Annotated in this window: 39 protein-coding genes; 3 read left to right on the forward strand and 36 right to left on the reverse strand. The window is 66.3% G+C overall.

Annotated elements, in window-relative coordinates; genetic code table 11:
• Positions 1–5: 5 nt before the first annotated feature.
• Positions 6–560, reverse strand: coding sequence for an NADPH-dependent FMN reductase (locus tag ABTV10_RS19165; RefSeq protein WP_499029440.1), 555 nt, complete (start codon positions 558–560; stop codon positions 6–8).
• A gap of 38 nt (positions 561–598) precedes the next feature.
• On the reverse strand, positions 599–1,168 hold the full coding sequence (locus ABTV10_RS19170) for a TetR/AcrR family transcriptional regulator (RefSeq protein WP_433606547.1): 570 nt from the start codon (positions 1,166–1,168) through the stop codon (positions 599–601).
• A 71-nt stretch (positions 1,169–1,239) separates the two neighbouring features.
• Between ABTV10_RS19170 and ABTV10_RS19175 the strand changes: the two genes are divergently transcribed.
• Positions 1,240–2,382 carry an acyl-CoA dehydrogenase family protein gene (locus ABTV10_RS19175; protein WP_499029442.1) on the forward strand — a complete coding sequence of 381 codons (1,143 nt, stop codon included), beginning with the start codon at positions 1,240–1,242 and terminating at the stop codon, positions 2,380–2,382.
• 23 nt (positions 2,383–2,405) lie between these two features.
• Here the strand turns inward: ABTV10_RS19175 and ABTV10_RS19180 are convergent, their stop codons facing one another.
• The 9 genes from ABTV10_RS19180 to infA all read right to left on the reverse strand — a co-directional run bounded on the left by ABTV10_RS19180 (position 2,406) and on the right by infA (position 8,335).
• Positions 2,406–3,362, reverse strand: a complete 957-nt coding sequence (locus ABTV10_RS19180; protein WP_499029445.1) for an esterase/lipase family protein — start codon at positions 3,360–3,362, stop codon at positions 2,406–2,408.
• Positions 3,363–3,682: 320 nt separating this feature from the next.
• On the reverse strand, positions 3,683–4,507 hold the full coding sequence (gene truA, locus ABTV10_RS19185; RefSeq protein ID WP_499029447.1) for a tRNA pseudouridine(38-40) synthase TruA: 825 nt from the start codon (positions 4,505–4,507) through the stop codon (positions 3,683–3,685).
• A 71-nt stretch (positions 4,508–4,578) separates the two neighbouring features.
• Positions 4,579–5,070 (reverse strand): 50S ribosomal protein L17, encoded by a 492-nt coding sequence (gene rplQ / locus ABTV10_RS19190; RefSeq protein WP_499029449.1) that lies wholly within the window; start codon positions 5,068–5,070, stop codon positions 4,579–4,581.
• 55 nt (positions 5,071–5,125) lie between these two features.
• The gene (locus ABTV10_RS19195; RefSeq protein ID WP_433606557.1) at positions 5,126–6,190 is read right to left on the reverse strand and encodes a DNA-directed RNA polymerase subunit alpha; all 1,065 of its coding nucleotides are present in this window, start codon (positions 6,188–6,190) and stop codon (positions 5,126–5,128) included.
• 100 nt (positions 6,191–6,290) lie between these two features.
• Complete coding sequence (rpsD, locus tag ABTV10_RS19200) at positions 6,291–6,896, reverse strand: 30S ribosomal protein S4 (protein ID WP_114718865.1); 606 nt, start codon at positions 6,894–6,896, stop codon at positions 6,291–6,293.
• 26 nt (positions 6,897–6,922) lie between these two features.
• Positions 6,923–7,336 carry a 30S ribosomal protein S11 gene (rpsK, locus tag ABTV10_RS19205; protein ID WP_005239680.1) on the reverse strand — a complete coding sequence of 138 codons (414 nt, stop codon included), beginning with the start codon at positions 7,334–7,336 and terminating at the stop codon, positions 6,923–6,925.
• The gene (rpsM, locus tag ABTV10_RS19210; protein WP_280758552.1) at positions 7,336–7,704 is read right to left on the reverse strand and encodes a 30S ribosomal protein S13; all 369 of its coding nucleotides are present in this window, start codon (positions 7,702–7,704) and stop codon (positions 7,336–7,338) included. Before rpsM ends, rpsK begins: the two co-directional genes overlap by 1 nt.
• Positions 7,705–7,922: 218 nt before the next feature.
• A complete protein-coding gene (gene rpmJ / locus ABTV10_RS19215; protein WP_025347279.1) occupies positions 7,923–8,036 on the reverse strand; it encodes a 50S ribosomal protein L36 in 114 nt (37 codons plus the stop codon).
• A gap of 77 nt (positions 8,037–8,113) precedes the next feature.
• Positions 8,114–8,335 (reverse strand): translation initiation factor IF-1, encoded by a 222-nt coding sequence (gene infA, locus ABTV10_RS19220; RefSeq protein ID WP_003418601.1) that lies wholly within the window; start codon positions 8,333–8,335, stop codon positions 8,114–8,116.
• 225 nt (positions 8,336–8,560) lie between these two features.
• On the opposite strand from infA, the gene dtd reads away from it, so the two are divergent.
• Complete coding sequence (dtd, locus tag ABTV10_RS19225) at positions 8,561–8,998, forward strand: D-aminoacyl-tRNA deacylase (RefSeq protein ID WP_433606562.1); 438 nt, start codon at positions 8,561–8,563, stop codon at positions 8,996–8,998.
• A gap of 69 nt (positions 8,999–9,067) precedes the next feature.
• On the opposite strand, the gene map is transcribed toward dtd, so the two are convergent.
• From map to rpsJ, 24 genes are all read right to left on the reverse strand, one after another.
• Positions 9,068–9,871, reverse strand: coding sequence for a type I methionyl aminopeptidase (gene map, locus ABTV10_RS19230; protein WP_499029455.1), 804 nt, complete (start codon positions 9,869–9,871; stop codon positions 9,068–9,070).
• Positions 9,871–10,416: an adenylate kinase gene (locus ABTV10_RS19235; RefSeq protein WP_433606566.1), complete on the reverse strand. Its 546-nt coding sequence runs from the start codon at positions 10,414–10,416 to the stop codon at positions 9,871–9,873. The genes map and ABTV10_RS19235 overlap by 1 nt, the downstream gene beginning before the upstream one ends.
• Positions 10,413–11,735: a preprotein translocase subunit SecY gene (gene secY / locus ABTV10_RS19240; RefSeq protein WP_499029457.1), complete on the reverse strand. Its 1,323-nt coding sequence runs from the start codon at positions 11,733–11,735 to the stop codon at positions 10,413–10,415. Before secY ends, ABTV10_RS19235 begins: the two co-directional genes overlap by 4 nt.
• Positions 11,736–11,954: 219 nt before the next feature.
• On the reverse strand, positions 11,955–12,395 hold the full coding sequence (gene rplO, locus ABTV10_RS19245) for a 50S ribosomal protein L15 (RefSeq protein WP_280758543.1): 441 nt from the start codon (positions 12,393–12,395) through the stop codon (positions 11,955–11,957).
• Positions 12,396–12,397: 2 nt separating this feature from the next.
• Positions 12,398–12,577, reverse strand: coding sequence for a 50S ribosomal protein L30 (rpmD, locus tag ABTV10_RS19250; protein WP_280758542.1), 180 nt, complete (start codon positions 12,575–12,577; stop codon positions 12,398–12,400).
• On the reverse strand, positions 12,577–13,215 hold the full coding sequence (rpsE, locus tag ABTV10_RS19255) for a 30S ribosomal protein S5 (RefSeq protein ID WP_127918765.1): 639 nt from the start codon (positions 13,213–13,215) through the stop codon (positions 12,577–12,579). Before rpsE ends, rpmD begins: the two co-directional genes overlap by 1 nt.
• A gap of 31 nt (positions 13,216–13,246) precedes the next feature.
• Positions 13,247–13,654 carry a 50S ribosomal protein L18 gene (gene rplR / locus ABTV10_RS19260; RefSeq protein ID WP_499029460.1) on the reverse strand — a complete coding sequence of 136 codons (408 nt, stop codon included), beginning with the start codon at positions 13,652–13,654 and terminating at the stop codon, positions 13,247–13,249.
• A gap of 1 nt (position 13,655) precedes the next feature.
• Positions 13,656–14,195: a 50S ribosomal protein L6 gene (rplF, locus tag ABTV10_RS19265; protein ID WP_433606572.1), complete on the reverse strand. Its 540-nt coding sequence runs from the start codon at positions 14,193–14,195 to the stop codon at positions 13,656–13,658.
• 14 nt (positions 14,196–14,209) lie between these two features.
• On the reverse strand, positions 14,210–14,608 hold the full coding sequence (gene rpsH / locus ABTV10_RS19270; RefSeq protein WP_433606574.1) for a 30S ribosomal protein S8: 399 nt from the start codon (positions 14,606–14,608) through the stop codon (positions 14,210–14,212).
• 170 nt (positions 14,609–14,778) lie between these two features.
• Positions 14,779–14,964: a type Z 30S ribosomal protein S14 gene (locus tag ABTV10_RS19275; RefSeq protein WP_005518383.1), complete on the reverse strand. Its 186-nt coding sequence runs from the start codon at positions 14,962–14,964 to the stop codon at positions 14,779–14,781.
• Between the two features lie 4 nt (positions 14,965–14,968).
• A complete protein-coding gene (rplE, locus tag ABTV10_RS19280) occupies positions 14,969–15,535 on the reverse strand; it encodes a 50S ribosomal protein L5 (RefSeq protein ID WP_433606576.1) in 567 nt (188 codons plus the stop codon).
• A gap of 1 nt (position 15,536) precedes the next feature.
• The gene (rplX, locus tag ABTV10_RS19285; RefSeq protein WP_127918761.1) at positions 15,537–15,854 is read right to left on the reverse strand and encodes a 50S ribosomal protein L24; all 318 of its coding nucleotides are present in this window, start codon (positions 15,852–15,854) and stop codon (positions 15,537–15,539) included.
• A complete protein-coding gene (gene rplN / locus ABTV10_RS19290) occupies positions 15,854–16,222 on the reverse strand; it encodes a 50S ribosomal protein L14 (protein WP_433606579.1) in 369 nt (122 codons plus the stop codon). Before rplN ends, rplX begins: the two co-directional genes overlap by 1 nt.
• A 170-nt stretch (positions 16,223–16,392) precedes the next feature.
• The gene (gene rpsQ / locus ABTV10_RS19295) at positions 16,393–16,665 is read right to left on the reverse strand and encodes a 30S ribosomal protein S17 (RefSeq protein WP_499029463.1); all 273 of its coding nucleotides are present in this window, start codon (positions 16,663–16,665) and stop codon (positions 16,393–16,395) included.
• A gap of 14 nt (positions 16,666–16,679) precedes the next feature.
• Complete coding sequence (gene rpmC, locus ABTV10_RS19300; RefSeq protein WP_127918758.1) at positions 16,680–16,916, reverse strand: 50S ribosomal protein L29; 237 nt, start codon at positions 16,914–16,916, stop codon at positions 16,680–16,682.
• On the reverse strand, positions 16,916–17,332 hold the full coding sequence (gene rplP, locus ABTV10_RS19305) for a 50S ribosomal protein L16 (RefSeq protein WP_031937766.1): 417 nt from the start codon (positions 17,330–17,332) through the stop codon (positions 16,916–16,918). Before rplP ends, rpmC begins: the two co-directional genes overlap by 1 nt.
• 3 nt (positions 17,333–17,335) lie before the next feature.
• The gene (gene rpsC / locus ABTV10_RS19310) at positions 17,336–18,133 is read right to left on the reverse strand and encodes a 30S ribosomal protein S3 (protein WP_127918757.1); all 798 of its coding nucleotides are present in this window, start codon (positions 18,131–18,133) and stop codon (positions 17,336–17,338) included.
• Complete coding sequence (gene rplV, locus ABTV10_RS19315; RefSeq protein WP_433606583.1) at positions 18,133–18,537, reverse strand: 50S ribosomal protein L22; 405 nt, start codon at positions 18,535–18,537, stop codon at positions 18,133–18,135. Before rplV ends, rpsC begins: the two co-directional genes overlap by 1 nt.
• The gene (rpsS, locus tag ABTV10_RS19320; protein ID WP_005518370.1) at positions 18,534–18,815 is read right to left on the reverse strand and encodes a 30S ribosomal protein S19; all 282 of its coding nucleotides are present in this window, start codon (positions 18,813–18,815) and stop codon (positions 18,534–18,536) included. The genes rplV and rpsS overlap by 4 nt, the downstream gene beginning before the upstream one ends.
• A gap of 18 nt (positions 18,816–18,833) precedes the next feature.
• On the reverse strand, positions 18,834–19,667 hold the full coding sequence (gene rplB / locus ABTV10_RS19325) for a 50S ribosomal protein L2 (RefSeq protein WP_127918755.1): 834 nt from the start codon (positions 19,665–19,667) through the stop codon (positions 18,834–18,836).
• Positions 19,668–19,707: 40 nt separating this feature from the next.
• Positions 19,708–20,013 carry a 50S ribosomal protein L23 gene (gene rplW, locus ABTV10_RS19330; protein ID WP_005239632.1) on the reverse strand — a complete coding sequence of 102 codons (306 nt, stop codon included), beginning with the start codon at positions 20,011–20,013 and terminating at the stop codon, positions 19,708–19,710.
• Positions 20,010–20,675: a 50S ribosomal protein L4 gene (gene rplD / locus ABTV10_RS19335; protein ID WP_433606586.1), complete on the reverse strand. Its 666-nt coding sequence runs from the start codon at positions 20,673–20,675 to the stop codon at positions 20,010–20,012. The genes rplW and rplD overlap by 4 nt, the downstream gene beginning before the upstream one ends.
• Positions 20,672–21,325, reverse strand: coding sequence for a 50S ribosomal protein L3 (gene rplC / locus ABTV10_RS19340; protein ID WP_433606588.1), 654 nt, complete (start codon positions 21,323–21,325; stop codon positions 20,672–20,674). Before rplC ends, rplD begins: the two co-directional genes overlap by 4 nt.
• A 28-nt stretch (positions 21,326–21,353) precedes the next feature.
• Positions 21,354–21,659 (reverse strand): 30S ribosomal protein S10, encoded by a 306-nt coding sequence (gene rpsJ / locus ABTV10_RS19345; RefSeq protein ID WP_003938093.1) that lies wholly within the window; start codon positions 21,657–21,659, stop codon positions 21,354–21,356.
• 495 nt (positions 21,660–22,154) lie between these two features.
• Here rpsJ and ABTV10_RS19350 point away from each other — a divergent pair, with 495 nt between their 5' ends.
• The gene (locus ABTV10_RS19350) at positions 22,155–22,634 is read left to right on the forward strand and encodes a hotdog fold domain-containing protein (protein ID WP_499029469.1); all 480 of its coding nucleotides are present in this window, start codon (positions 22,155–22,157) and stop codon (positions 22,632–22,634) included.
• A 12-nt stretch (positions 22,635–22,646) separates the two neighbouring features.
• Here the strand turns inward: ABTV10_RS19350 and ABTV10_RS19355 are convergent, their stop codons facing one another.
• On the reverse strand, positions 22,647–23,960 hold the full coding sequence (locus ABTV10_RS19355; RefSeq protein ID WP_499029471.1) for an oxygenase MpaB family protein: 1,314 nt from the start codon (positions 23,958–23,960) through the stop codon (positions 22,647–22,649).
• Positions 23,961–24,085: the final 125 nt, after the last annotated feature.

Below are 24,085 nucleotides of genomic sequence, written 5' to 3' on the forward strand. Positions count from 1 at the left end.
CCGGGTCAGCCCCGATACGGGGTGCGCTCGCGCTGCGTCCGGAGCGCATCCGCCCACCACGCCAACTGCGTGAGCATCCGCTGGGCGGCGTCGTTCGCGGGGCCGTCGTCCGGGTCGAAGTGCTTGCGGGCCTGATGGAAACTGACCGCCTCACGTACCGAGACCATGTGCAGTTCGGCCACCACCTGGCGCAACTGCTCGACCGCGCGTAGCCCTCCCGACATCCCGCCGTACGCGACGAACCCGATCGGCTTGGCGCGCCACTCGTACTTGACCGTGTCGAGCGCCGTCTTGAGCGCGGCCGGGTAGCCGTGGTTGTACTCGCTCGTGACGACGACGAACGCGTCCGCGTTGCCGATCCGCTCGGTGAACGCCTCCACGTCCGAACCCTGCGAAAGATCCTGTGGCAGTGACATGTCGGCGAGGTCGAGAACGGCGGTGTCGAACCCGTCGCGGGCGCGGGCCCGTTCGAGGAACCAGTCGACGACCACGGGCGCGAACCGCTTGGCGCGGACACTGCCGACGATCACCTCGAGTCGCAACGGTCGATCCAGCTCCATCGGCACGCTCCCTTCCGGTCCGATCGTAGAGCGCCCGATCAGAGTCCGCGGGTCAGCAGGATCGCCAACTCCTGGTACGCCTCGGCGTCTCCCAGGCCGGTCGAGGCCGCGACCTGCCGTTGCTGGATCCGCACCATCGCCGCGGCCGCGACGTCGCCGACGAACGCCGCGTGCGCGTCCCGCAGCTCACCCGCCGCGACCCCTTCGGTGATGAGTTCCTGGACCCGACGCGACGCGAATCGGGTGTTGCGCTCGTACACCTCACGCACCCCCGAGTCGGCGGACAGATCCTCCATGAACTGCGCCGACGCCGGCCGCAACTGCTCGCCCACCGCCTCGAGATACATGCGGATGCGCTCGCGGGCGCCCACCGCACCGGCCAGGCTCGCCTCCACCTTCTCGGTCGCACCACGGAAGAAGTGCACCGTGGCCGCGCGAACCAACTGCTCCTTGCTGTCGGCGAGACGGTACAGCGTGGACTTCGAGCAGTGCAGGCGGGCGGCCAGGTCGTCGAGGGTGAGGTGCGCGAACCCCTCGTCGAGGATCAGGGCCACGAGCGCATCGAACAGCGCGATGCGTCGAGCCGTCATCTTCACCGGGGTTGCCATACGCGAAACGGTACTGCAGTATCGCTTCCAGTACCACTTTTCGAATCTCGTCAATCCGCGAGGAGACCGCCGTGCCCGTCGAACGCCTGCTGCCCACCCAGGAAGCCCACGACCTCATCGACCTCACCCGCGACGTCGCCGACAAGGTGCTGGCGCCGATCGTCGACGAGTGCGAGAAGACCGAGAAGTTCCCCGACGGCGTCTTCCCCGCACTCGGCCGCGCCGGGCTGCTGAGCCTGCCGTACCCGGAGGAGTTCGGCGGCGGCAACCAGCCCTACGAGGTGTACCTGCAGGTCCTCGAGGAGATCGCGGCGCGCTGGGCGGCCGTCGCCGTCGCCACCAGCGTGCACAGCCTGTCCTGCTTCGCGCTCGCCACCCACGGCACCGACGAGCAGAAGGCGACGTGGCTGCCCGACATGCTCGGTGGCGAGACCATCGGCGCCTACAGCCTGTCCGAGCCGCAGGCCGGCTCCGACGCCGCCGCACTGATGTGCCGGGCCACCGAGGTGGACGGCGGCTTCCGCATCAACGGCAGCAAGGCGTGGATCACCAACGGCGGCCGCGCCGACTTCTACACGCTGTTCGCCCGCACGAGCGACGACGGCTCCCGCGGCATCTCGTGCTTCCTGGTGCCCAAGGACACCGAGGGCCTGAGCTTCGGCAAGCCCGAGGAGAAGATGGGCCTGCGCGCCGTCCCCACCACGGCCGCCCACTACGACGACGCCTTCGTCCCTGCCGAGCGCCTCATCGGCAAGACCGGGCAGGGTCTGCCGATCGCCTTCAGCGCACTCGACTCCGGACGCCTCGGCATCGCAGCCGTCGCGGTCGGCCTGGCGCAGGGCGCACTCGACGACGCCGTCGCATACGCCAAGGAGCGCAAGGCATTCGGTAAGCGCATCATCGACCACCAGGGTCTCGGCTTCGTCCTCGCCGACATGGCCGCCGCCGTCGACTCCGCCCGCGCCACCTACATCGACGCCGCCCGCCGACGCGACGCCGGACTCCCATACTCCCGCAACGCCTCCGTCGCGAAGCTCGTCGCGACCGACGCCGCGATGAAGGTCACCACCGACGCGGTGCAGGTGTTCGGCGGTTACGGGTACACCCAGGACTTCCCCGTCGAGCGGTACATGCGCGAAGCGAAGATCACCCAGATCTTCGAGGGCACCAACCAGATTCAGCGACTGGTCATCGCACGCCAGCTCGCGGGCTGATCGGGCCGGAGCGTCCGAGGGGCTCAGCCGATGGGCGTCCCCGTCAACGGTGAGATCGGCATGCAGGGCACCGGACGCGGATGCTCCGGATCGAGTGCGTTCAGCACGTGCGCCGCGGCGATGGGTGACGCGCCCATCGCCGCGTGCTCGGAGTAGTCCTGCGGACACTGGTCCTGGACGACGACGTTGACCGTGTTCGGTCCCGGCACGAGTCCGTTGGTGTACGGGACGACCAACTCGTCGTACCGAGTGGCGATGTTGGTGTACGCGACGCCGGGGGCGTACGGGCCGCCACCTTCGTTCACCTTGTTCACGAAGTCGGTTCCGGGCGCCATGTCCAGGCAGGCCATGCACAACTGTCCGAACGTCTGCTGCTGTAGCGGCCCGAGACCGTATTGCTTCGCGAATGCGGTGATCTCGCCCGCCCATAACGCGCCGGCGCCCAGCCACAGCGGGGCGAGCGACACGTACTTGTCGACCTTCGCGGCGCCACCGAGAAATTTCACGTAGTAGTTCGGCATCAGGGTGCCCTGGGAGTGCCCGACGAGGTCGACCTTGTCCGCGCCGGTGGCCGCGAGCACCTCGTCGACGAATCCGGCGAGTTCGCGGGCACTCTCCTCGAGTGGCGCCAGCGCACCGAAGGCACTGCCCGGCCAGGAGGCACCGGGGCGCACACCGTAGGTGGGTGCGAACACGCAGTAGCCGTTGTTCTTCAGCAACGGAACGTACGTCGTCCAGTTGGTCTGCCGATTCGCCCCGGTCCCGTGGACCAGGATCACCGGGCGGGGATGCTCCGCCGTGGGTGTGCAGGACCAGTCGTTCGAACCGGGGAGCGACCCACCTGGGTGTGCCACCTCCGCCCCGATGCCGTCATAGAAGTTGTACGGGACCGGGAGTGGCTCGGCCCCAGCGGGCGCCGCAAACGCTGCGAGAACAGAGGCGGCTACGAGGACGAGCGCGGTAGCGAGAGACGGACGCATGCGTAGCTCCCATCAGCAGAACACGATGTTCCTGACGGGCTGGGACGGTATCAGCCTGCGGACCGGCAGCGGGCAGACTCGGACGGTTGCGGCCGATGGCCGCAGGGCGGTCCGGTCGTGTGCCCGCGCGTTCAGAGGTGAGCGGTGACGGTGACGACGGCCAACCAGACCGACAGAATCACCGTGACGACTTCGAACAGCCGGCGCTCGGCGGCTCGTCGGACTCGAGCGCCGCGGCCCACAGCACGACCAGCACCACGATCTCCGCAATGTTCAACGCGCGGAAGACACGTCGACCGATGCCCAACCCGATCGTCGGGCTACTCCCCGCAGCAACCCGCCCCGCCCGGCTCGATCGCCGTGCGCATCTCCCGGGTGGCCTCGTTGCGGGCGGCGAGATCCTCGTCCGCCGGGTAATCGACGCGAACCAGCGAAAGCCCGTGCGCGGGAGCGACGGCGACAGCGCTCGCCCGCTCGCGCTCGGCCAGCAGACCGGCCATCCATTCGATCGTGCGACGTCCCTCACCGACCGCGAGTGCGGCCCCGACAAGGCTGCGCACCATCGACCAGCAGAACGCGTCGGCGCTGACGAAGGCGGTGAGTTCGTGGCCTGACCGCTCCCAGTCGAAGCGCTGCAGTTCGCGGACCGTCGTCGCACCCTCACGGCGCTTGCAGAACGCGGCGAAGTCGTGCAGACCCAGCAACCGCGACGACGCCTCGCGCATCGCATCGACGTCGACGTCCTTCGGCCACGCCACCGTGTCGCGGGCACGCAGCGGATCCGCGCCGTACGGTGCCGTGGTCAACCGGTACTCGTAGTGCCGACGGATCGCCGAGAACCGGGCATCGAAGTGTTCGGGAGCGAACGAGACGTCCTTGACCCGAACGTCTTTCGGCAGAAATCGGGCCAGCCGGCGCACCAGACGCGACGGCTCGTCCGGGATCATGTCGGCCGGGACGTCGACGTGCGCGACCTGACCGCTCGCGTGCACACCGGCGTCGGTGCGGCCCGCCACCGTCAGCAGCACCGGGGTGCGGACGATCGCGCTCAGTTTCTCTTCGATCTCACCGCACACCGTGCGGCGACCGGGCTGGCGCGCCCAGCCGGAGAAGTCGGTGCCGTCGTACGAGATATCGAGCCGCAATCGAACGAACCCGCCGTCCCCAACGGGAACGACGGGTTCGTTCGATTCAGCATGTGCCGAAACCAAGTGGACTAGTCCTTCTTGGCCTCGTCGGCATCGGCTGCGGCCTCGACGACCTCGGCCTCGGGGGCCTCGGCCTCCTCGGCAGCCGGAGCAGCCTGCGAAGCAGCGACACGACGAGCGCGGTCCGCCTCGGAGGTGACCGTCTTCTCCTGGACGAGCTCGATGATCGCCATGGGAGCGTTGTCACCCTTGCGGGGGACGGTCTTGATGATGCGGGTGTAACCACCGTCGCGGTCGGCGTAGAACGGGCCGATCTCCGCGAACAGGGTGTGAACGACATCCTTGTTACGGATGACCTTCAGAACCTCGCGACGGTCGGCCAGGGATCCACCCTTGGCCTTGGTCACGATCTTCTCGGCGTACGGACGCAGGGCCTTGGCCTTGGCCTCCGTGGTGGTGATTCGGCCGTGCTCGAAGAGAGCAGTCGCCAGGTTGGCGAAGATCGCCTTCTGGTGCGACGCCGACCCGCCGAAGCGGGCACCCTTCTTGGGCTTGGGCATTGGAGCTCCTCTTGGGCTCGCCCAGCACATTTGCCCATGTGCCGGGTGATACGGGTTACAGCTGTTCGGTCTCGGCGTAGTCCTGGTCGGTGCCGTCAGCGTCGCTGAAGGAACCGGCGTCGGTGTCGCTCCACGTACCGGTGGCGGCGTCGTAGCCGGCAACGGTCGTCGGATCGAACGACGCAGGGCTGTCCTTGAGGGCGAGGCCGAGCGAATGCAGCTTGACCTTGACCTCGTCGATGGACTTCTGTCCGAAATTGCGGATGTCGAGCAGATCGGACTCCGTGCGTGCCACGAGCTCACCGACGGTGTGAACACCCTCGCGCTTGAGGCAGTTGTAGGAGCGGACCGTCAGATCCAGATCCTCGATGGGGAGTCCGAAGGACGCGATGTGATCGGCCTCGGCGGGCGAGGGTCCGATCTCGATGCCTTCTGCCTCGACGTTCAGCTCACGGGCCAGGCCGAAGAGCTCAACCAGGGTCTTGCCCGCCGAAGCGAGCGCGTCCCGAGCGGTGATGGAGTTCTTGGTCTCCACGTCGAGAATCAGCCGATCGAAGTCGGTGCGCTGCTCGACGCGGGTCGCCTCCACCTTGTAGGTGACCTTGAGCACCGGCGAGTAGATCGAGTCGACCGGGATACGGCCGATCTCGGCGCCGGACGCCTTGTTCTGGACGGCGGGGACGTAACCGCGACCGCGCTCGACCACGAGCTCGATCTCCAGCTTGCCCTTGTCGTTCAGGGTGGCGATGTGCAGATCCGGGTTGTTGACCGTGACGCCTGCCGGCGGAACGATGTCACCCGCAGTCACGACCCCAGGGCCCTGCTTGCGGACATACATGGTGACCGGCTCGTCCTCTTCGGAGCTCACGACCAGGCCCTTGAGGTTCAGGATGATGTCGGTGACATCCTCCTTCACGCCCGGAACCGTGGTGAACTCGTGGAGAACGCCGTCGATGCGGATGCTGGTGACAGCAGCGCCGGGAATCGACGACAGCAGCGTGCGGCGCAGCGAATTGCCGAGGGTGTACCCGAAGCCTGGCTCGAGGGGCTCGATCACGAACTTCGAGCGGTTTTCAGCGATGACCTCTTCGGTCAGCGTGGGTCGCTGAGAAATGAGCATTGGATTTCCTCCTGTACGGGCGTCCGCCATATGACGCCCACGATGGGAAAGGCTTGGGGCCCGGGAGCGACCGAAACCGGCCGCTCCCGGGCATTACGCCTTACTTCGAGTAGTACTCGACGATCAGCTGTTCCTGCAGCGGAACCTCGATCTGCGCACGCTCGGGGAGCTGGTGCACCAGGATGCGGAGGCGTCCACCGACGACCTGCAGCCAACCCGGGATCGGGCGATCGCCCTGGGTCTCACGGGCGATCTGGAACGGCAGGGTCGCCAGCGACTTCTCGCGGACATCGATGATGTCGTACTGCGAGACGCGGTAGCTGGGGATGTCGACCTTCTTGTTGTTCACGAGAAGGTGGCCGTGCGTGACCAGCTGACGCGCCTGACGGCGGGTGCGAGCCAGACCAGCGCGGTACACGACGTTGTCGAGACGCGACTCCAGGATCTGGAGCAGGTTCTCACCGGTCTTACCGGGGCGGTTGACCGCCTCCTGGTAGTAGCGACGGAACTGCTTCTCCATGACGCCGTAGGTGAAGCGGGCCTTCTGCTTCTCCTGCAGCTGGAGCAGGTACTCGCTCTCCTTGATGCGCGCGCGGCCGTGCTGGCCCGGCGGGTAAGGACGCCGCTCGAATGCCTGGTCGCCTCCGACGAGGTCGACGCGCAGACGACGCGACTTGCGGGTGATGGGTCCGGTATAACGTGCCATGTTCTTTTACCTATCCTTCCCGCTACTTAAACCCGACGCCGCTTGGGCGGACGGCAGCCGTTGTGCGGCTGGGGGGTGACATCGGAGATGGTGCCGACCTCGAGGCCTGCAGCCTGCAGCGAGCGGATCGCGGTCTCGCGGCCCGAGCCCGGGCCCTTCACGAAGACGTCGACCTTCTTGACGCCGTGCTCCTGCGCCTTGCGGGCAGCGTTCTCCGCAGCGAGCTGAGCAGCGAACGGCGTCGACTTACGCGAGCCCTTGAAGCCCACGTGGCCCGACGACGCCCAGGAGATGACGTTGCCGGCCGGGTCGGTGATCGACACGATCGTGTTGTTGAAGGTGCTCTTGATGTGAGCGGCACCGTGCGGGACGTTCTTCTTGTCCCTGCGACGCGCCTTCTGGGTCTTCTTCGGACCGGTGCTACGTGACTTGGGAGGCATTACTTCTTCTTTCCTGCGACGGTGCGCTTCGGACCCTTACGGGTGCGAGCGTTGGTCTTGGTGCGCTGTCCACGCACGGGCAGACCACGACGGTGGCGCAGGCCCTGGTAGCAGCCGATCTCGATCTTGCGGCGGATGTCCGCCTGCACCTCGCGGCGCAGGTCACCCTCGACCTTCACCGACTCCTCGATGTACTCGCGGAGCTTGGCGAGGTCCTCGTCGGACAGGTCCTTGCTGCGCAGGTCCGGGTTGACACCCGTGGCAGCAAGGATCTCCTTGGAGGTGGTACGGCCGATGCCGTAGATGTAGGTCAGTGCGATCTCCATGCGCTTTTCGCGGGGAAGATCAACACCTGCGAGACGTGCCATGTGGCATTCCTATCGGTGTGCGGAGGTCTGCTCCCAGTCCGTCCCCTGCGTCTACAAACTCTGCGGTTCACACTCGCAGTGGGGCCCCGGCCTCCGTGCCGGGGGTGGACCGCTACCTGCCCTCGATTGCTCGCCGGGCCCGGGGTTGCGGTTGGTGCTGAGAGGTCTTCTTTGCGCTTGTTGCCAAGCCGACCTCGAAAAGGCCGTGAACTGCGGGACTAGCCCTGACGCTGCTTGTGGCGCAGGTTGTCGCAGATCACCATGACGCGCCCGTTACGGCGAATCACCTTGCACTTCTCGCAGATCTTCTTGACGCTAGGCTGAACCTTCACGTGCGTCTGATCTCCTGTTGTCTGTCCACCCGAGGGCAGACATAGTTCTCCCCGGCCGGATCTGGCCGGGGAAGCTATTACTTGTAGCGGTAAACGATGCGCCCACGCGACAGGTCGTAGGGCGACAGCTCCACGACGACGCGGTCCTCGGGAAGAATGCGAATGTAGTGCTGACGCATCTTGCCGCTGATGTGTGCCAGGACCTTGTGGCCGTTCTCCAGCTCAATGCGGAACATCGCATTGGGCAGCGGCTCGACAACTCGTCCTTCGACCTCGATGGCCCCGTCCTTCTTAGCCATGTCCTCCGCGATCCGTTGAGTGGCGTATGGGTGCATCGGCTACCGTCACCGGTATCCGCTACAACGGTGGTCCTGTCGGCCGATGAGCCACTCCGACACGAGGCCGGACACGCTGACAACCGATACGCAGGGCGCACCGTTGTTCCATCCTACCGGTAATTCCCAACCAGGCCAAATGCGGCCTCGAGTCGCCCCGGCTCCCCCATCCGAAGGAAGAAGATCTACATGCGCGCGCTCGTCCAGCGGGTCACATCGGCAGCCGTCACGGTCGACGGCGAGGAGGTCGGCCGGATCGCGCCGCCCGCCGGCGGGCAGGGACTGCTCGTGCTCCTCGGGGTCGGGCACGACGACGACCCGGTCGCCGCATCGAACCTCGCCCGGCGCGTGTGGCGCCTGCGGATCCTCGACGACGAGAAGTCCGCCTCCGACGTCGACGCCCCGATCCTCGTCGTCAGCCAGTTCACCCTCATGGCCGACACCCGCAAGAGCCGCCGGCCGTCGTGGTCCCCCGCCGCACCCCGTGCCGTCGCCGAACCGCTCGTCGACGCGTTCGGCGCCGCACTGCGCGACCTGGGCGCCACGGTCGAAGTCGGCCGGTTCGGCGAGCACATGGAAGTGAGCCTCGTCAACGACGGCCCGGTCACCGTGCTGCTCGAAAGCTGACGACACCTCCGGACACACAAACGCCGGGCGGGCAGTGAACTCTCACTGCCCGCCCGGCGTTGTTCGATCTCAGTTGTCGCCGGGGCGCAACGTGAGGATCCGCGGACCGTCCTCCGTGACGGCGACCGTGTGCTCCCAGTGCGCGGCACGACTGCCGTCGGTGGTCACCACCGTCCACTCGTCGTCGAGCACCTCGGTCTCGTACGTCCCGAGGGTGAGCATCGGCTCGATCGCCAGGACCGACCCGATCACCAGATGCGGCCCCTTGCCGGGGGCGCCCTCGTTCGGCAGGAACGGATCCATGTGCATCTCGCGCCCGATCGCGTGACCGCCGTAGCCGTCGACGATCCCGTAGTGACGACCGTGCGCCGACTCCGCGGCACGCGTTCCCAGTTCGATCGCGTGCGAGACGTCGGTCAGCCGGTTGCCCTCCACCATCGCGACGATGCCGGCCTCCATCGACAGGCGCGTCGCCTCGCTCAGCTGGGCGTCGGCCTCGCTGAGTTCACCGACGCCGAACGTCCACGCCGAGTCGCCGTGCCACCCATCGAGGATGGCACCGCAGTCGATCGACACGAGGTCGCCCTCGACCAGGAGCTCGTCCGCGGACGGGATGCCGTGCACGACGCGATCGTTGACCGAGGCGCAAATGGATCCCGTGAACCCGTGGTAGCCGAGGAACGACGGGACCGCGCCGGCGTCGCGGATGACCGCTTCGGCGACCTGGTCGAGCTCCAGCGTGCTGACTCCCGGCTTGGCCGCGTCTCGCACCGCCACGAGGGCGGCCCCGACGATCGCACCCGCCGCCGCCATGGCGTCGAGCTCACCCGCCGTGCGGAACGGAACGACCTTGCGCTTGCGGCCGAACGCCATTACTTCCCCAGCGCGGAGAGAGCGCGGGCGTTGACCTCTTCGACAGCACCGACAGCGTCGACGGTGACGATCTGGCCGGCGTAGTAGTCGAGCAGCGGCGCCGTCTCCTCGCGGTAGACGCGCATGCGGTTGCGGATGACGTCCTCGGTGTCGTCGGCGCGACCGCGGGCGAGCATCCGCTCGACGACGACCTCGTCGTCGACATCGAACGCGAGCACACCGTCGAGCTTGGCGCCGAGGCCCTCGAGAATGTCCTCCAGTGCCTTCGCCTGGTCGACCGTGCGGGGGAAGCCGTCGAGCAGGAAGCCGTTGGCCGCATCCGGCTCGGCGACGCGCGCCTTCACCATGTTGTTCGTGATCTCGCTCGGGACCAGGTTGCCCGCATCGAGGTACTTCTTGGCCTCGAGTCCGAGGGGGGTCGACTGCCCGATGTTCGCGCGGAACAGATCTCCGGTGGAGATGTGGGGAACGCCCAGCTTTTCGGACAGGATCGCGGCCTGGGTGCCCTTACCGGCACCGGGAGGACCAAGGAGGACAAGTCTCACTTGAGGAACCCTTCATAGTTTCGCTGCATGAGCTGGCTCTCGATCTGCTTAACCGTATCGAGGCCCACACTGACCATAATCAGCACCGCGGTGCCGCCGAACGGCAGGTTGGTCGCGCCACCCGAGTTGCCGATCTCGAGGAAGAGATTCGGCAGCACCGCGATGGTGCCGAGGTAGATCGCGCCCGGCAGAGTGATACGGCTCAGCACGTAGTTCAGGTAGTCGGCGGTCGGCCGTCCGGGACGAATGCCCGGGATGAAACCGCCGAACTTCTTCATCTCGTCGGCGCGTTCCTCCGGGTTGAAGGTGATCGCGACGTAGAAGTAGGTGAAGAAGACGATCATGCCGAAGTAGATCAGGATGTAGACCGGGTTCGCCGGGTTCACGAGGTACTCGTTGATCCACTTCTGCCACCAGCTCGGATCCGGGTCGGTGTTGGCACCGGTGAGCTGGACGATGAGGTTCGGCAGGTACAGCAACGACGACGCGAAGATCACCGGGATGACGCCGGCCTGGTTGACCTTGAGCGGCAGGTACGTGGACGAGCCGCCGTACATCTTCCGGCCGACCATCCTCTTGGCGTACTGCACCGGGATGCGGCGCTGGCCCTGCTCGACGAAGACGACACCGGCGATGATCGCGAGCGCCGCGACACACACGAGCGCAAAGATCAGACCGCCACGGCTGTCGAGGATCGCCTTGCCCTCCGACGGGATGCGCGACGCGATGCCCGCGAAGATCAGCAGCGACATGCCGTTGCCGATACCGCGCTCGGTGATCAGCTCACCGAACCACATCACGAGGCACGCGCCGGCCGTCATGACCAGGACGATGATGACCAGCCCGAAGACGCTGTCGTCGGCGAGGATCGGCTCCGTACAGCCCTGTAGCAGCTGCCCCCGCGCCGCGAGGGCGACGATGCCGGTCGCCTGCAGGACTGCCAGCGCGACCGACAGGTAGCGCGTGTACTGCGTCATCTTCGCCTGGCCCGACTGGCCCTCCTTGCGGAGCTCCTCGAACTTCGGGATGACGACGGTCAGCAACTGGATGATGATGCTGGCCGTGATGTACGGCATGATGCCGATCGCAAACACCGACAGCTGCAACAGCGCGCCGCCGGAGAACAGATTGATCAGCGAGTAGATGCCGGCCGATTCGCCACCGGACACCTGATCGATACATGCACGGACGTTGCCGTAGTCGACACCCGGCGACGGCAACGTCGCCCCCAGCCTGTACAGGGCGACCAGACCCAACGTGAAGAGGATCTTCCGCCTCAGGTCAGGCGTCCTGAGGGCCGAGACAAAGGCGGAAAGCAAAGATCCTCCTGGCGCACGACATACGGAGAGCCGATCTGAATGACCCGCCCCGTGAATTGAAGAACTCTAGAACTCTAGCAGTGACACATGAAAACACAGCCCGGTTGCACGGGCTGGACGCTCTCCAGTATGCCCGTTCGCGCACCCTGGAGCGACGAATGGCCGCAACTCGTCCCCGTGGGGAGGAGTTGCGGCCATTCGACAGCTAGCTGAGCGAGATCACAGCTCGGTGGTGGTACCACCGGCAGCGGCGATCTTCTCCTTCGCAGCGCCCGAGAACTTGTTCGCGGTGACCTGGACGGCCACCGTGAGCTCGCCCTCGCCGAGAACCTTCACGAGCTGGTTCTTGCGAACCGCGCCCGCAGCGACGAGCTCGGCAACGCCGATCTGTCCACCCTCGGGGAACAGACGGGCGATGTCGCCCACGTTCACAACCTGGTACTCGGTGCGGAACGCGTTCTTGAAGCCCTTGAGCTTGGGCAGACGCATGTGCAGCGGCATCTGTCCACCCTCGAAGGCGGCCGACACGTTCTTACGTGCCTTGGTGCCCTTGGTGCCGCGACCAGCGGTCTTACCCTTCGAGCCCTCACCGCGACCGACGCGAGTCTTGTCGGTCTTGGCGCCGGGCGCGGGGCGCAGGTGGTGCAACTTGATGGTCATGGTTAGACCTCCTCAACCGTGACGAGGTGGCGCACCACGTTGATCAGACCACGGTTCTGCGCGTTGTCCTCGCGGACGACGGACTGACGGATGCCCTTCAGTCCGAGGGTGCGCATGCTGTCCCGCTGGTTCTGCTTCGAACCGATGGTGCTCTTGACCTGGGTGACCTTGAGCTGTGCCATTACTTCACGCTCCCAGCCTGTGCACGAGCGCGCAGCATGCCGGCCGGGGCCACGTCCTCGAGGGGCAGGCCACGACGGGCTGCAACCTCTTCCGGACGCTGCAGACCCTTGAGGGCGGCAACCGTCGCGTGCACGACGTTGATCGCGTTGTCGCTACCGAGCGACTTGGCGAGGATGTCGGAGACGCCCGCGCACTCGAGCACGGCACGCACCGCGCCACCGGCGATCACACCGGTACCCGGGCTGGCCGGACGCAGCATGACGACACCGGCCGCCGCCTCGCCCTGAACCGGGTGGGTGATGGTGCTGCCGATGAGCGGCACACGGAAGAAGCTCTTGCGAGCCTCCTCGACGCCCTTCTGGATGGCCGCAGGAACTTCCTTGGCCTTGCCGTAGCCGACGCCGACGAGTCCGTTGCCGTCGCCCACGATCACGAGAGCGGTGAAGCTGAAGCGACGACCGCCCTTGACGACCTTCGACACGCGGTTGATGGAGACAACGCGCTCGATGTGGTTCGACTTCTCGGCAGCGTTGTCACGACGGTTGTCGCGACGATCGCGACCACCGCGGTTGTCGCCCTGGGGGCCACCCTGTCCGGCGGGTCCGCTTCCGCCGTCACGCCTTTGACGTCCCGGCATCAGGCATTCCTTCCGTTAGTAATGTTGGTCATCAGAACTTCAACCCGCCTTCGCGAGCAGCGTCTGCCAGGGCCGCGATGCGGCCGCTGTAGGTGTGGCCACCGCGGTCGAAGACCACGGTCTCCACGCCGGCTGCCTTGGCGCGCTCGGCGATCAGCTGACCGACCTTGGCACCACGGGCGCTCTTGTCGCCCTCCAGCGCACGCACGTCGGCCTCGATGGTCGACGCAGCGGCGAGGGTCTTGCCGGCCAGATCGTCCACCAGCTGCACGTGGATGTGCCGCGCGGAGCGGTTCACCACGAGACGGGGACGCTCCGGGGTGCCGGAGACCTTCTTGCGGAGACGGAAGTGACGACGCGCCTTCGACAGACGACGCGTCGTGGACGCGTCCTTGCCCAGCGGAATCCGCTTGGCCTTCTGATTTGCAGTCTGGCTCATATCACTTACCCGTCTTTCCGACCTTGCGACGGACCTGCTCACCCTCGTAACGGATGCCCTTGCCCTTGTACGGGTCGGACTTACGCAGGCGGCGGATGTTGGCCGCGATCTGGCCGACCTTCTGCTTGTCGATGCCGGAGATCGAGAACTTGGTCGGCGACTCGACAGCGAAGGTGATGCCCTCCGGAGCCTCGATCGGGACCGGGTGGCTGTAGCCGAGCGCGAACTCGAGGTCCTGGCCCTTCAGCGCCACACGGTAACCAACGCCGTGGATCTCCATCTTGGTGGTGTAACCCGTGGTCACACCGACGATCATGTTCTGCACGAGGGTGCGCGACAGACCGTGCAGCGCGCGGCTGCGACGCTCGTCGTCGGGACGGGTGACCTGCAGGGCACCGTCCTCACCCTTGACGACCGAGATCGGCTCGGAGACGGTCAGCGACAGCGAACCCTTGGGGCCCTTGACCGCGACGTCCTGTCCGGCGATGGTCACGTCGACGCCCGCGGGGACGGCGACCGGAATCTTTCCAATACGCGACATTCTGGTGGCCTCCCTTACCAGACGTAGGCGAGGACTTCCCCGCCCACTCCCTGATTGGCCGCCTGACGATCGGTGAGCAGACCGGAAGACGTGGAGATGATCGCCACGCCGAGGCCGCCCAGGACCTTGGGCAGGTTAGTGGACTTCGCGTACACGCGCAGACCCGGCTTGGAAACACGGCGAACGCCGGCGAGGCTACGCTCGCGGCTCGGGCCGTACTTGAGGTCGACGATCAGCGTCTTGCCGACCTCGGCATCCTCGGTGCGGAAGTCCGCGATGTAGCCCTCGCGCTTGAGGATCTCGGCGATGTTCGCCTTGATCTTCGAGTGCGGCAGCTTCACCTCGTCGTGGTACGCCGAGTTGGCGTTACGCAGACGCGTCAAGAAGTCTGCGATCGGATCAGTCATGGTCATGAGTTGACCTGTGCACCTTTCTCGTTGGGGTTCCCATGCAACACCGGTGCCGGCCCCGCTCCCCCGGTGTATCGGAAGGAGCGGGGCCGGCCCGATCGTGGGCCTACAACGAAGTGGTTCTTACCTTCACCGTTCCGCGGATGCGGAGCGGAAGTCTTGTCGTTGGCTGCTTACCAGGAGCTCTTGTGAACGCCCGGCAGCTCGCCGGCGTGTGCCATCTCGCGAACGCAGATACGGCACAGACCGAACTTGCGGAACACCGAGTGCGGACGGCCGCACTTCTGGCAACGGGTGTACGCGCGCACCGCGAACTTCGGCTTCTTGTTGGCCTTGTTGACCAGTGCCTTCTTAGCCATGGGCTCAGTTCTCCTTGAACGGGAAGCCGAGGTGCTTGAGCAGCGCACGGCCTTCTTCGTTGTTGGTGGCGGTGGTCACGACGGTGATGTCCATACCACGCGGACGATCGATCTTGTCCACGTCGATCTCGTGGAACATCGACTGCTCGTTGAGGCCGAACGTGTAGTTGCCGTTGCCGTCGAACTGGTTACCCGACAGGCCGCGGAAGTCGCGGATACGGGGCAGCGCGATGGACACGAGACGGTCCAGGAACTCCCACATGCGGTCGCCACGCAGCGTGACGCGTGCGCCGATCGGCATGCCCTCACGCAGCTTGAACTGCGCGATGGACTTGCGGGCCTTGCGGATCTCGGGCTTCTGACCGGTGATCAGAGCGAGATCGGCAACCGCGCCGTTGATCAGCTTCGCGTCGCGGGCGGCGTCGCCGACACCCATGTTGACGACGACCTTGACGACGCCGGGGATCTGCATGACGTTCGCGTAGTCGAACTCGGCGTTCAGCGCGTCACGGATCTCCGCGCGGTAGCGAGCCTTCAGACGCGGCTGGGTCTTGTTCTCAGTGGAGGTCATGTCAGATGTCCTTCCCGTTCTTCCGGGAAATCCGAACGCGCTTGCCGGTCTCCTCGTCGGTGCGGTAACCCACGCGGGTGGGGTTGCCGTCCGAGTCGACGACCATCACGTTGGAAACGTGGATCGGAGCTTCCTGCGTCACGATGCCGCCGGAGGAGGCGCCACGCTCGTTCGCGGAAACCGCGGTGTGCTTCTTGATGCGGTTCACGCCCTCGACGAGGACCTTGTCGGTCGCGGGGTAGGCCTGGATGACCTTGCCCTTCGCGCCCTTGTCCTTGCCGGAGACGACCAGCACGGTGTCACCCTTGTGCACCTTCATCACAGCACCTCCGGGGCGAGCGAGACGATCTTCATGAAGCGCTTGTCGCGCAGCTCACGACCGACGGGTCCGAAGATACGGGTGCCGCGCGGATCGTTGTCCGCCTTGATGATGACGGCAGCGTTCTCGTCGAACTTGATGTACGAGCCGTCCGGACGGCGACGCTCCTTGGTGGTGCGGACGACGACGGCCTTGACGACCTCGCCCTTCTTCACGTTTCCACCCGGGGTCGCGTCCTTGACGGTGGCGACGATGATGTCGCCGATCCCGGCGTAGCGACGAGACGAGCCACCGAGAACGCGGATGCAGAGAATCTCCTTGGCACCCGTGTTGTCGGCGACGCGCAGTCGCGACTCCTGCTGAATCACTAACTTCTCCTTGACCTGGCTTGTTTCGATCCGGCGGCTCGCACGCGAGTCACCAAATCTTGCGCGGCAGATTTCCGACCCGACGCGCGCGGTCCGTACCCGCCGATGGTGGGGCTGCCACTGCATTCACAGGGCAACCCCACCATCGTACTGGATACACTCTTCGGCTCTTACTTGGCCTTCTCGAGGACCTCGACCAGACGCCAGCGCTTGGTCGCCGACAGCGGTCGGGTCTCCATGAGCTGGACGCGGTCGCCGATGCCGGCGAGGCCGTTCTCGTCGTGCGCCTTGACCTTCGAGGTGCGTCGGATGATCTTGCCGTAGAGCGGGTGCTTCACCCGGTCCTCCAGCTCGACCACGATGGTCTTCTCCATCTTGTCCGAGACCACGTAGCCGATGCGGACCTTGCGGCTGCCGCGCTCTTCGGTGCTGTTGGTGCTCACTGCCTTATCCTCACTCATGCCGCGTCACCTGCGTCCGGACCGGAGGCCAGGCCGAGCTCGCGCTCGCGCAGGACGGTGTAGATGCGCGCAATCTCGTGACGGACCGTGCGCAGCCGGCGGTTGTTGTCCAGCTGACCGGTGGCCATCTGGAAACGAAGGTTGAACAGTTCTTCCTTCGACTCACGGAGCTTGGTGACCAACTCGTCGTCGGTCAGCTCGCGGAGCTCTGCAGCAGGGCTGGTGGTTGCCATCAGAACTGCTCCTCCCTCGTCACGATCCGGCACTTGCACGGGAGCTTGTGCATCGCGCGACGCAGAGCCTCGCGGGCGATCTCCTCGTTCGGGTAGCTCATCTCGAACATCACCCGTCCGGGCTTGACGTTCGCGACCCACCACTCCGGCGAACCCTTACCGGAACCCATGCGGGTCTCGGCAGGCTTCTTGGTGAGCGGGCGATCCGGGAAGATGTTGATCCAGATCTTGCCGCCACGCTTGATGTGCCGGGTCATGGCGATACGAGCGGACTCGATCTGCCGGTTGGTGATGTAGGCGGGCTCGAGAGCCTGGATGCCGTACTCACCGAAGGCCACCTGGGTCCCGCCCTTGGCGGCACCCGAACGGCTCGGGTGGTGCTGCTTGCGGTGCTTGACCCGACGTGGGATCAACATGCGTCAGCCCTCCTTCTGCTCGGTCGAAGCGGGTGCATCGGCGGTTGCAGTCGCAGCGCGACCGGCCTCGGTGCTGGTCGCGGTGGTGCCGGCGGCACCGGAGCGACGCGGACGGCTCGGACGCTCGCGACGCGGGCGCTCGGCCGGCGCAGCAGCAGCCAGCTCACGCTTGCCGCCGACGATGTCGCCCTTGTAGATCCAGACCTTCACGCCGATGCGACCGAAGGTGGTCTTGGCCTCGTACAGGCCGTAGTCGATGTCGGCACGCAGCGTGTGCAGCGGGACACGACCCTCGCGGTAGAACTCCGAGCGGCTCATCTCGGCGCCGCCGAGGCGGCCCGAGCACTGCACGCGGATGCCCTTGACGTTCGGCTGACGCATGGCCGACTGGATGGCCTTGCGCATCGCACGACGGAACGCGACACGGTTCGAGAGCTGCTCGGCGACACCCTGTGCCACCAGCTGGGCCTCGGCCTCGGCGTTCTTGACCTCGAGGATGTTCAGCTGGACCTGCTTGCCGGTCAGCTTCTCGAGCTCGGCGCGGATGCGATCCGCCTCGGCGCCACGTCGACCGATGACGATGCCCGGACGCGCGGTGTGGATGTCCACACGCACACGGTCACGGGTGCGCTCGATCTCGACCTTCGCGATGCCCGCGCGCTCCATGCCGGTGGCGAGGAGCTTACGGATCGCGACGTCTTCCTTGACGTACTCCGCGTACTGCTTGTCTGCGTACCAGCGCGACTTCCAGTCGGTCGTGATGCCGAGACGGAAGCCGTGCGGGTTGATCTTCTGGCCCACTACTGACCACTTCCCTTCCGGCGGTTACGACCCGAGGCGGAGCCCCGGCTGGCCACACTCTCCACGATGACGGTGATGTGGCTCGAACGCTTACGGATCCGGAAGGCCCGGCCCTGTGCGCGCGGCTGGAACCGCTTGAGGGTCGCGCCCTCGTCCACGAACGCCGTCGCGACGACGAGCGTCGACGGATCGAGGTTCAGGTTGTTCTGCGCGTTGGCAGCTGCGCTGGCGATCACCTTCGCGACCGGCTCGGCCGCGGACTGCGGCGCGAACTTCAGGATCGCGAGAGCCTCGTCAACCGACTTGCCGCGGACGATGTCCACGACACGGCGCGCCTTCATGGGGGTCACGCGCACGTGGCGCGCGACCGCCTTGGCGGTGGGGTTCTGGGTTTCAGTACTCATCGACGCTTGCTCTTCCGGTCGTCCTTGATGTGGCCCTTGAACGTCCTGGTCGGTGCAAACTCTCCGAGCTTGTGGCCAACCATCGAATCCGAAACGAACACCGGAACGTGCTTGCGTCCGTCGTGGACGGCAAACGTGTGACCGATGAAGTCCGGAATGATCGTGGAACGACGGCTCCAGGTCTTGATGACCTGCTTGGTGCCCTTCTCGTTCTGCACGTCCACCTTCGCAAGGAGGTGGTCATCGACGAACGGGCCCTTCTTCAGGCTGCGTGGCATCCTTCACTCCCTCCTTGACTAGCGCTTCTTGCCGGTACGGCGACGACGGACGATGAGCTTGTCGCTCGCCTTGTTCTTGCGGGTGCGGCCCTCGGGCTTGCCCCAGGGGCTGACCGGGTGGCGACCACCGGAGGTCTTACCCTCACCACCACCGTGCGGGTGGTCGACAGGGTTCATGACCACACCGCGGACGGTCGGGCGAACGCCCTTCCAACGCATGCGGCCGGCCTTGCCCCAGTTGATGTTCGACTGCTCGGCGTTGCCGACCTCGCCGACGGTGGCGCGGCAGCGCACGTCGACGCGACGGATCTCACCGGACGGCATACGCAGCGTGGCGTAGGTGCCTTCCTTACCCAGCAGCTGGATGCTGGCACCGGCGGAGCGGGCCATCTTGGCGCCGCCGCCCGGACGCAGCTCCACAGCGTGGATGGTGGTACCGGTGGGGATGTTGCGCAGCGGCAGGTTGTTGCCCGGCTTGATGTCGGCGCCTGCGCCGGACTCGATCGGGGCGCCCTGCACCAGGCCCTTGGGGGCGATGATGTAGCGCTTCTCGCCGTCCGCGTAGTGCAGCAGCGCGATCCGAGCGGTGCGGTTGGGGTCGTACTCGATGTGAGCGACCTTGGCCGGCACGCCGTCCTTGTCGTTGCGACGGAAGTCGATCAACCGGTAGGCGCGCTTGTGACCGCCACCCTTGTGACGGGTGGTGATGCGACCGTGGGCGTTACGACCACCGCGACCGTGCAGCGGGCGAACCAGCGACTTCTCGGGCGTCGACCGAGTGATCTCGGCGAAGTCCGAGACGCTCGAGCCGCGACGGCCCGGGGTAGTCGGCTTGTACTTACGGATTGCCATGAGTCTTCTCGTCCTCTATATCTCGTCAAGTCCCAGGCGCTTACGCGACCGGGCCTCCGAAGATCTCGATGGGCTTGCTGTCGGCCGAGAGGGTCACGAGCGCGCGCTTGGTGTCCTTGCGCTTGCCGTAACCGAAGCGGGTCCGCTTGCGCTTGCCCTGACGGTTGGCGGTGTTGACGCTGGTCACGGTCACACCGAAGATCTTCTCCACGGCGATCTTGATCTGCGTCTTGTTCGAGTCCGGGTGCACCAGGAAGGTGTAGGTGCCTTCCTCGATCAGACCGTAGGACTTCTCCGAGATGACCGGAGCCAGCAAGATGTCGCGGGGGTCGGCGATGGTGCTCACTTGCTCTCCTCCTCATTCTTGGCCGGGCCCGCGATGAAGGTGTTCAGAGCCTCGAGGCTGAACACGACGTCATCGCTGTTGAGCACGTCGTAGGTGTTGAGCTGGTCGGGTGCGATGGGGTGCACGCCTTCCAGGTTCTGCACGCTCTTCCACGCTGCGATGTCCTCGCGGCCGACGACCAGCAGGAACTTCTTGCGGTCGGACAGCTCGCCCAGGAACGACTTCGCCGTCTTGGTGGACGGGACCTGCCCGGCGACCAGCTCGGTGATGACGTGGATGCGCTCGTTGCGGGCCCGATCGGAGAGGGCGCCACGGAGAGCAGCGGCCTTCATCTTCTTGGGGGTGCGCTGGGTGTAGTCACGCGGCTGCGGGCCGTGGACGGTGCCACCGCCGGCGAACTGCGGCGCACGGGTCGAGCCCTGACGTGCGCGGCCGGTGCCCTTCTGGCGGTACGGCTTCTTGCCACCGCCGCGGACCTCGCCGCGGGTCTTGGTGGCGTGAGTGCCCTGACGTGCCGCAGCGAGCTGCGCGACGACGACCTGGTGCATCAGAGCGATGTTCGCGGTCGCGTCGAAGATCTCGGAGGGGAGATCGACGGTGCCGTTGGTCTTGCCACCGGCAACCTTGACGTCGAGGGTCAGCTTGGTTGCGGTCTCGGTCATGCCGAAGCACCACCCTTCACTGCGGTCTTGACGATCACGAGGCCACCCTTGCGGCCGGGGATCGCACCCTTGATCAGCAGCAGACCGTTCTCGGCGTCCACCTTGTGGACCGAGAGGTTCTGCGTCGTGATGCGGTCGGAGCCCATGCGGCCCGACATGCGCATGCCCTTGAACACGCGGCCGGGGGTGGCGCAGCCACCGATGGAACCCGGGCGACGGTGAACAGCCTGCGCACCGTGGGAGGCGCCCTGACCGGCGAAGCCGTGACGCTTCATGGTGCCGGCGAAGCCCTTGCCCTTGCTGGTGCCGGTGACGTCGACGTATGCGCCGTCCTCGAAGACCTCGGCCGTGAGCTCCTGGCCGACCTCGTACGCGGAGGTGTCGGCAACGCGGAGCTCGACGACGTGGCGACGCGGGGTGACGCCGGCCTTGGCGAACTGACCGGAGGTCGGCTTGTTCACCTTGCGCGGGTCGATGGCGCCGAACGCCAGCTGCACGGCGCTGTAGCCGTCACGCTCTTCGGTACGGATCTGGGTGACGACGTTCGGCCCAGCCTTCACGACGGTGACCGGGACGACCCGGTTGTTCTCGTCGAAGACCTGGGTCATGCCGAGCTTGGTGCCCAGGATTCCCTTGATCTGATTAGTCATTTGATATCTCCGCTGCGTCTTCCCAAGCTCACTGGATGTTCACGTCGACGCTGGCCGGAAGGTCGATGCGCATGAGCGCGTCGACCGTCTTCGGCGTCGGGTCGAGGATGTCGATCAGCCGCTTGTGAGTACGCATCTCGAAGTGCTCGCGCGAGTCCTTGTACTTGTGCGGCGAGCGGATGACGCAGTACACGTTCTTCTCGGTGGGCAACGGCACCGGGCCGACCACGCGGGCCCCGGTCCGGGTCACCGTCTCGACGATCTTGCGCGCTGACGCGTCGATCGCCTCATGGTCATAGGCCTTGAGCCTGATGCGGATCTTCTGTCCCGCCACGCTTAGTGTCCTTTTCTTGCCGCGTTTCGTAGAACCCGAACGAGCCGGGGACTACCTCGTCTGCACAGCCCCGGGGCTGAAACACGACACGAACAACACTGGCGACCGAGACATCACTCGATCCGCTGCCGCTGTTCATGTGTCATGGTTCTCCGGTCCACGCGGTCGGGCGTGTCGCCTGGCCGCTCATTCCCGGGCCCCGGAAATCCCTTCCCGGGAGCCGCGAGAACCGCACCGGATGCGCCCGCGAGGGGGCGCAAACGTTGGGTACTGCTTCCGTCTTGCATCGCCGTGACCAGGCATTTCGGCCCGATACTCGACGTTCATCCAGCCCGACTTGGGTCGCAACGGATGGCGTCCCAGTCAAGGCAACCCGATCAGTATGCCGTAGCGGACCCGAGAGTTCAAATCGCACCCCGGGAGATCTTCGAGGTCAGCGGGCATGCGCACCGCATTTCCGGCCCGTCTAACTTACTCGAGAGTAAGATCGCGTTCATGACGACACCCGCGACCGCGACCTACCGAAGCTGGCAGAGGTTGCCCGCCAACAGATTCGGCCGTGCACTGTTCTCCATCGGCATGTGCGCGCGGGTCCCCTTCTTCGCGACGGTGCTGCCGACCGTCGAGCACCTGGCGCCCGGACGTTGCGAGGTCACCGCCCCCAAATGGTGGGGCGTCCACAACCACATCGGGACCTTCCACGCGATCGCCGCATGCAATCTCGCCGAGATCGCGATGGGCATGCTCGCCGAGGCAACCGTGCCGTCGACCCATCGGTGGATCCCCAAGGCGATGAACGTGCGTTACGTCGCGAAGGCCGAGTCCCGGCTCCGGGCGGCCGCCAGGCTCGACGACGTCCCCGACTTCGGCTCGACGACCGAGGGCACGGAACTGACCATCCCCGTCGCGATCACCGACCGTGCGGGCACCGAGGTCGTGCACGCCGACATCACGGTCTGGGTCACCCCCGCCTGAGGCCCGTCGGGGTCAGGGCTGACGGCCGACCTCGGCACGCTCCCCCGGGAAATGCTGCATCATCCCCCGATACTGTTCCCGCTCTCCGCGCCGCAGGAGCCAGGCTCGTCCGCCGGGCACGACCCGCGCCGCGGTGTGCTTGACGAAGTTCGCCGGGATCCTGAGAGCCACGTACCACGGCAACGCGAAGCCGAGCCCGAGTTCGGCCAGGCCGACGCGTCCGACGTGAGCGGCCGCGACCGAACGGATCTTCTGATACTGGAATCGCCGGCGCAGGGCACGCAGCCGCCCGAAGTCCAGCGACAGCCGCGAGTCGACGAGCGCGCGCGCCAAGGTCACCGTGTGTTCGTCGGGGCCCGGCGACGTGAGCAGCACGTGGTAGAGCTTGCGCCGCCCGTCCTGCTCGTCGACGGCGAGGAAGCGGTCGTCGACGCCCATCAACCAGCCGATGTACCGCCACAGGTGCATGACGGCGTGGCCATCGGCGCGACCGATCGGCATCCCGAGGCTGCGCATGCCCATCAGGTAGAAGGAGCAGAACAGCTCGTAGGTGGCCGACTGATCGGCCTGGTTGATCGGCAGGCCCCAGTCGTCGACGCTCCAGTCGTCGTCGCGGGCGTAGTGCCGATTGATCATCGCGTGCATGACCCGCACGTGGACGGTCAGTTGCCAGCCCTGACCGCCGCGTTCCATGCCGCCCGGCTGCACGCACTCGTACCACCACTTGACGGTCTCCCCCACACGGCGCCGGGCGCCCTCCCCGTTCAGCCGCCCGGTGCGGACCAGCAGATCGGTCGTGGCCGAACTCCGATACCCGGTCAGCAACGCGGAGCCGAGCACGTCGAGGCTGTTGATCCCCCCGCGCCGGCAAACCTCGGCTCCCCGCCGCAGCAGGGCGTCGTCGACCCAGCCTGGCCGCCGTCCGATCACGTCGAAGAACGTCCGCAGCGCAGCGGGTGCGTCGGGTACCGCCCCGATCCCACCGCCGAGAGCCACTCGGAACTGCTTCATCGTCACCGTGTGGTCCTGCGTGATTGCCGCGGCGAGTGCGTCACCGGCGTCGTCGCACCGCGTCAGGGCCTCGGCGACGAAGGCCAGATCGTCCGGCGTCGGCTCGGGGTCGATCCGAATGAACCGGCGGATGGGAGCGCCCGCGCGGCGGGCCCACTCGGGCGAGAGCATGAAGCGCCGCGGCGCTCCCTCGAGAATCGGCTCGGGCAACCGCGACCGGTCGATCCGCGCCACGCCACCCCGGTCCCCTGCGGATACGACGACACCCACCAGCGCCCCCCGACCTCCGGCGCGCAGATTCCGCGCGCGAGCCACCCGATATATTCGACCGGATCTGATTGTTGCACGCATCACACCAGCGGGTCCGGAACCGGACACGTCACTGCCGGTCGCCGATGCCGACGACGGCGGGGCACGTGACGTCCCGCGAAGGAGTACTC

It is taken from the genome of Paraburkholderia sp. RHO2 (assembly GCF_050955445.1).
GTDB classification, from domain to species: domain Bacteria; phylum Actinomycetota; class Actinomycetes; order Mycobacteriales; family Mycobacteriaceae; genus Prescottella; species Prescottella agglutinans_A.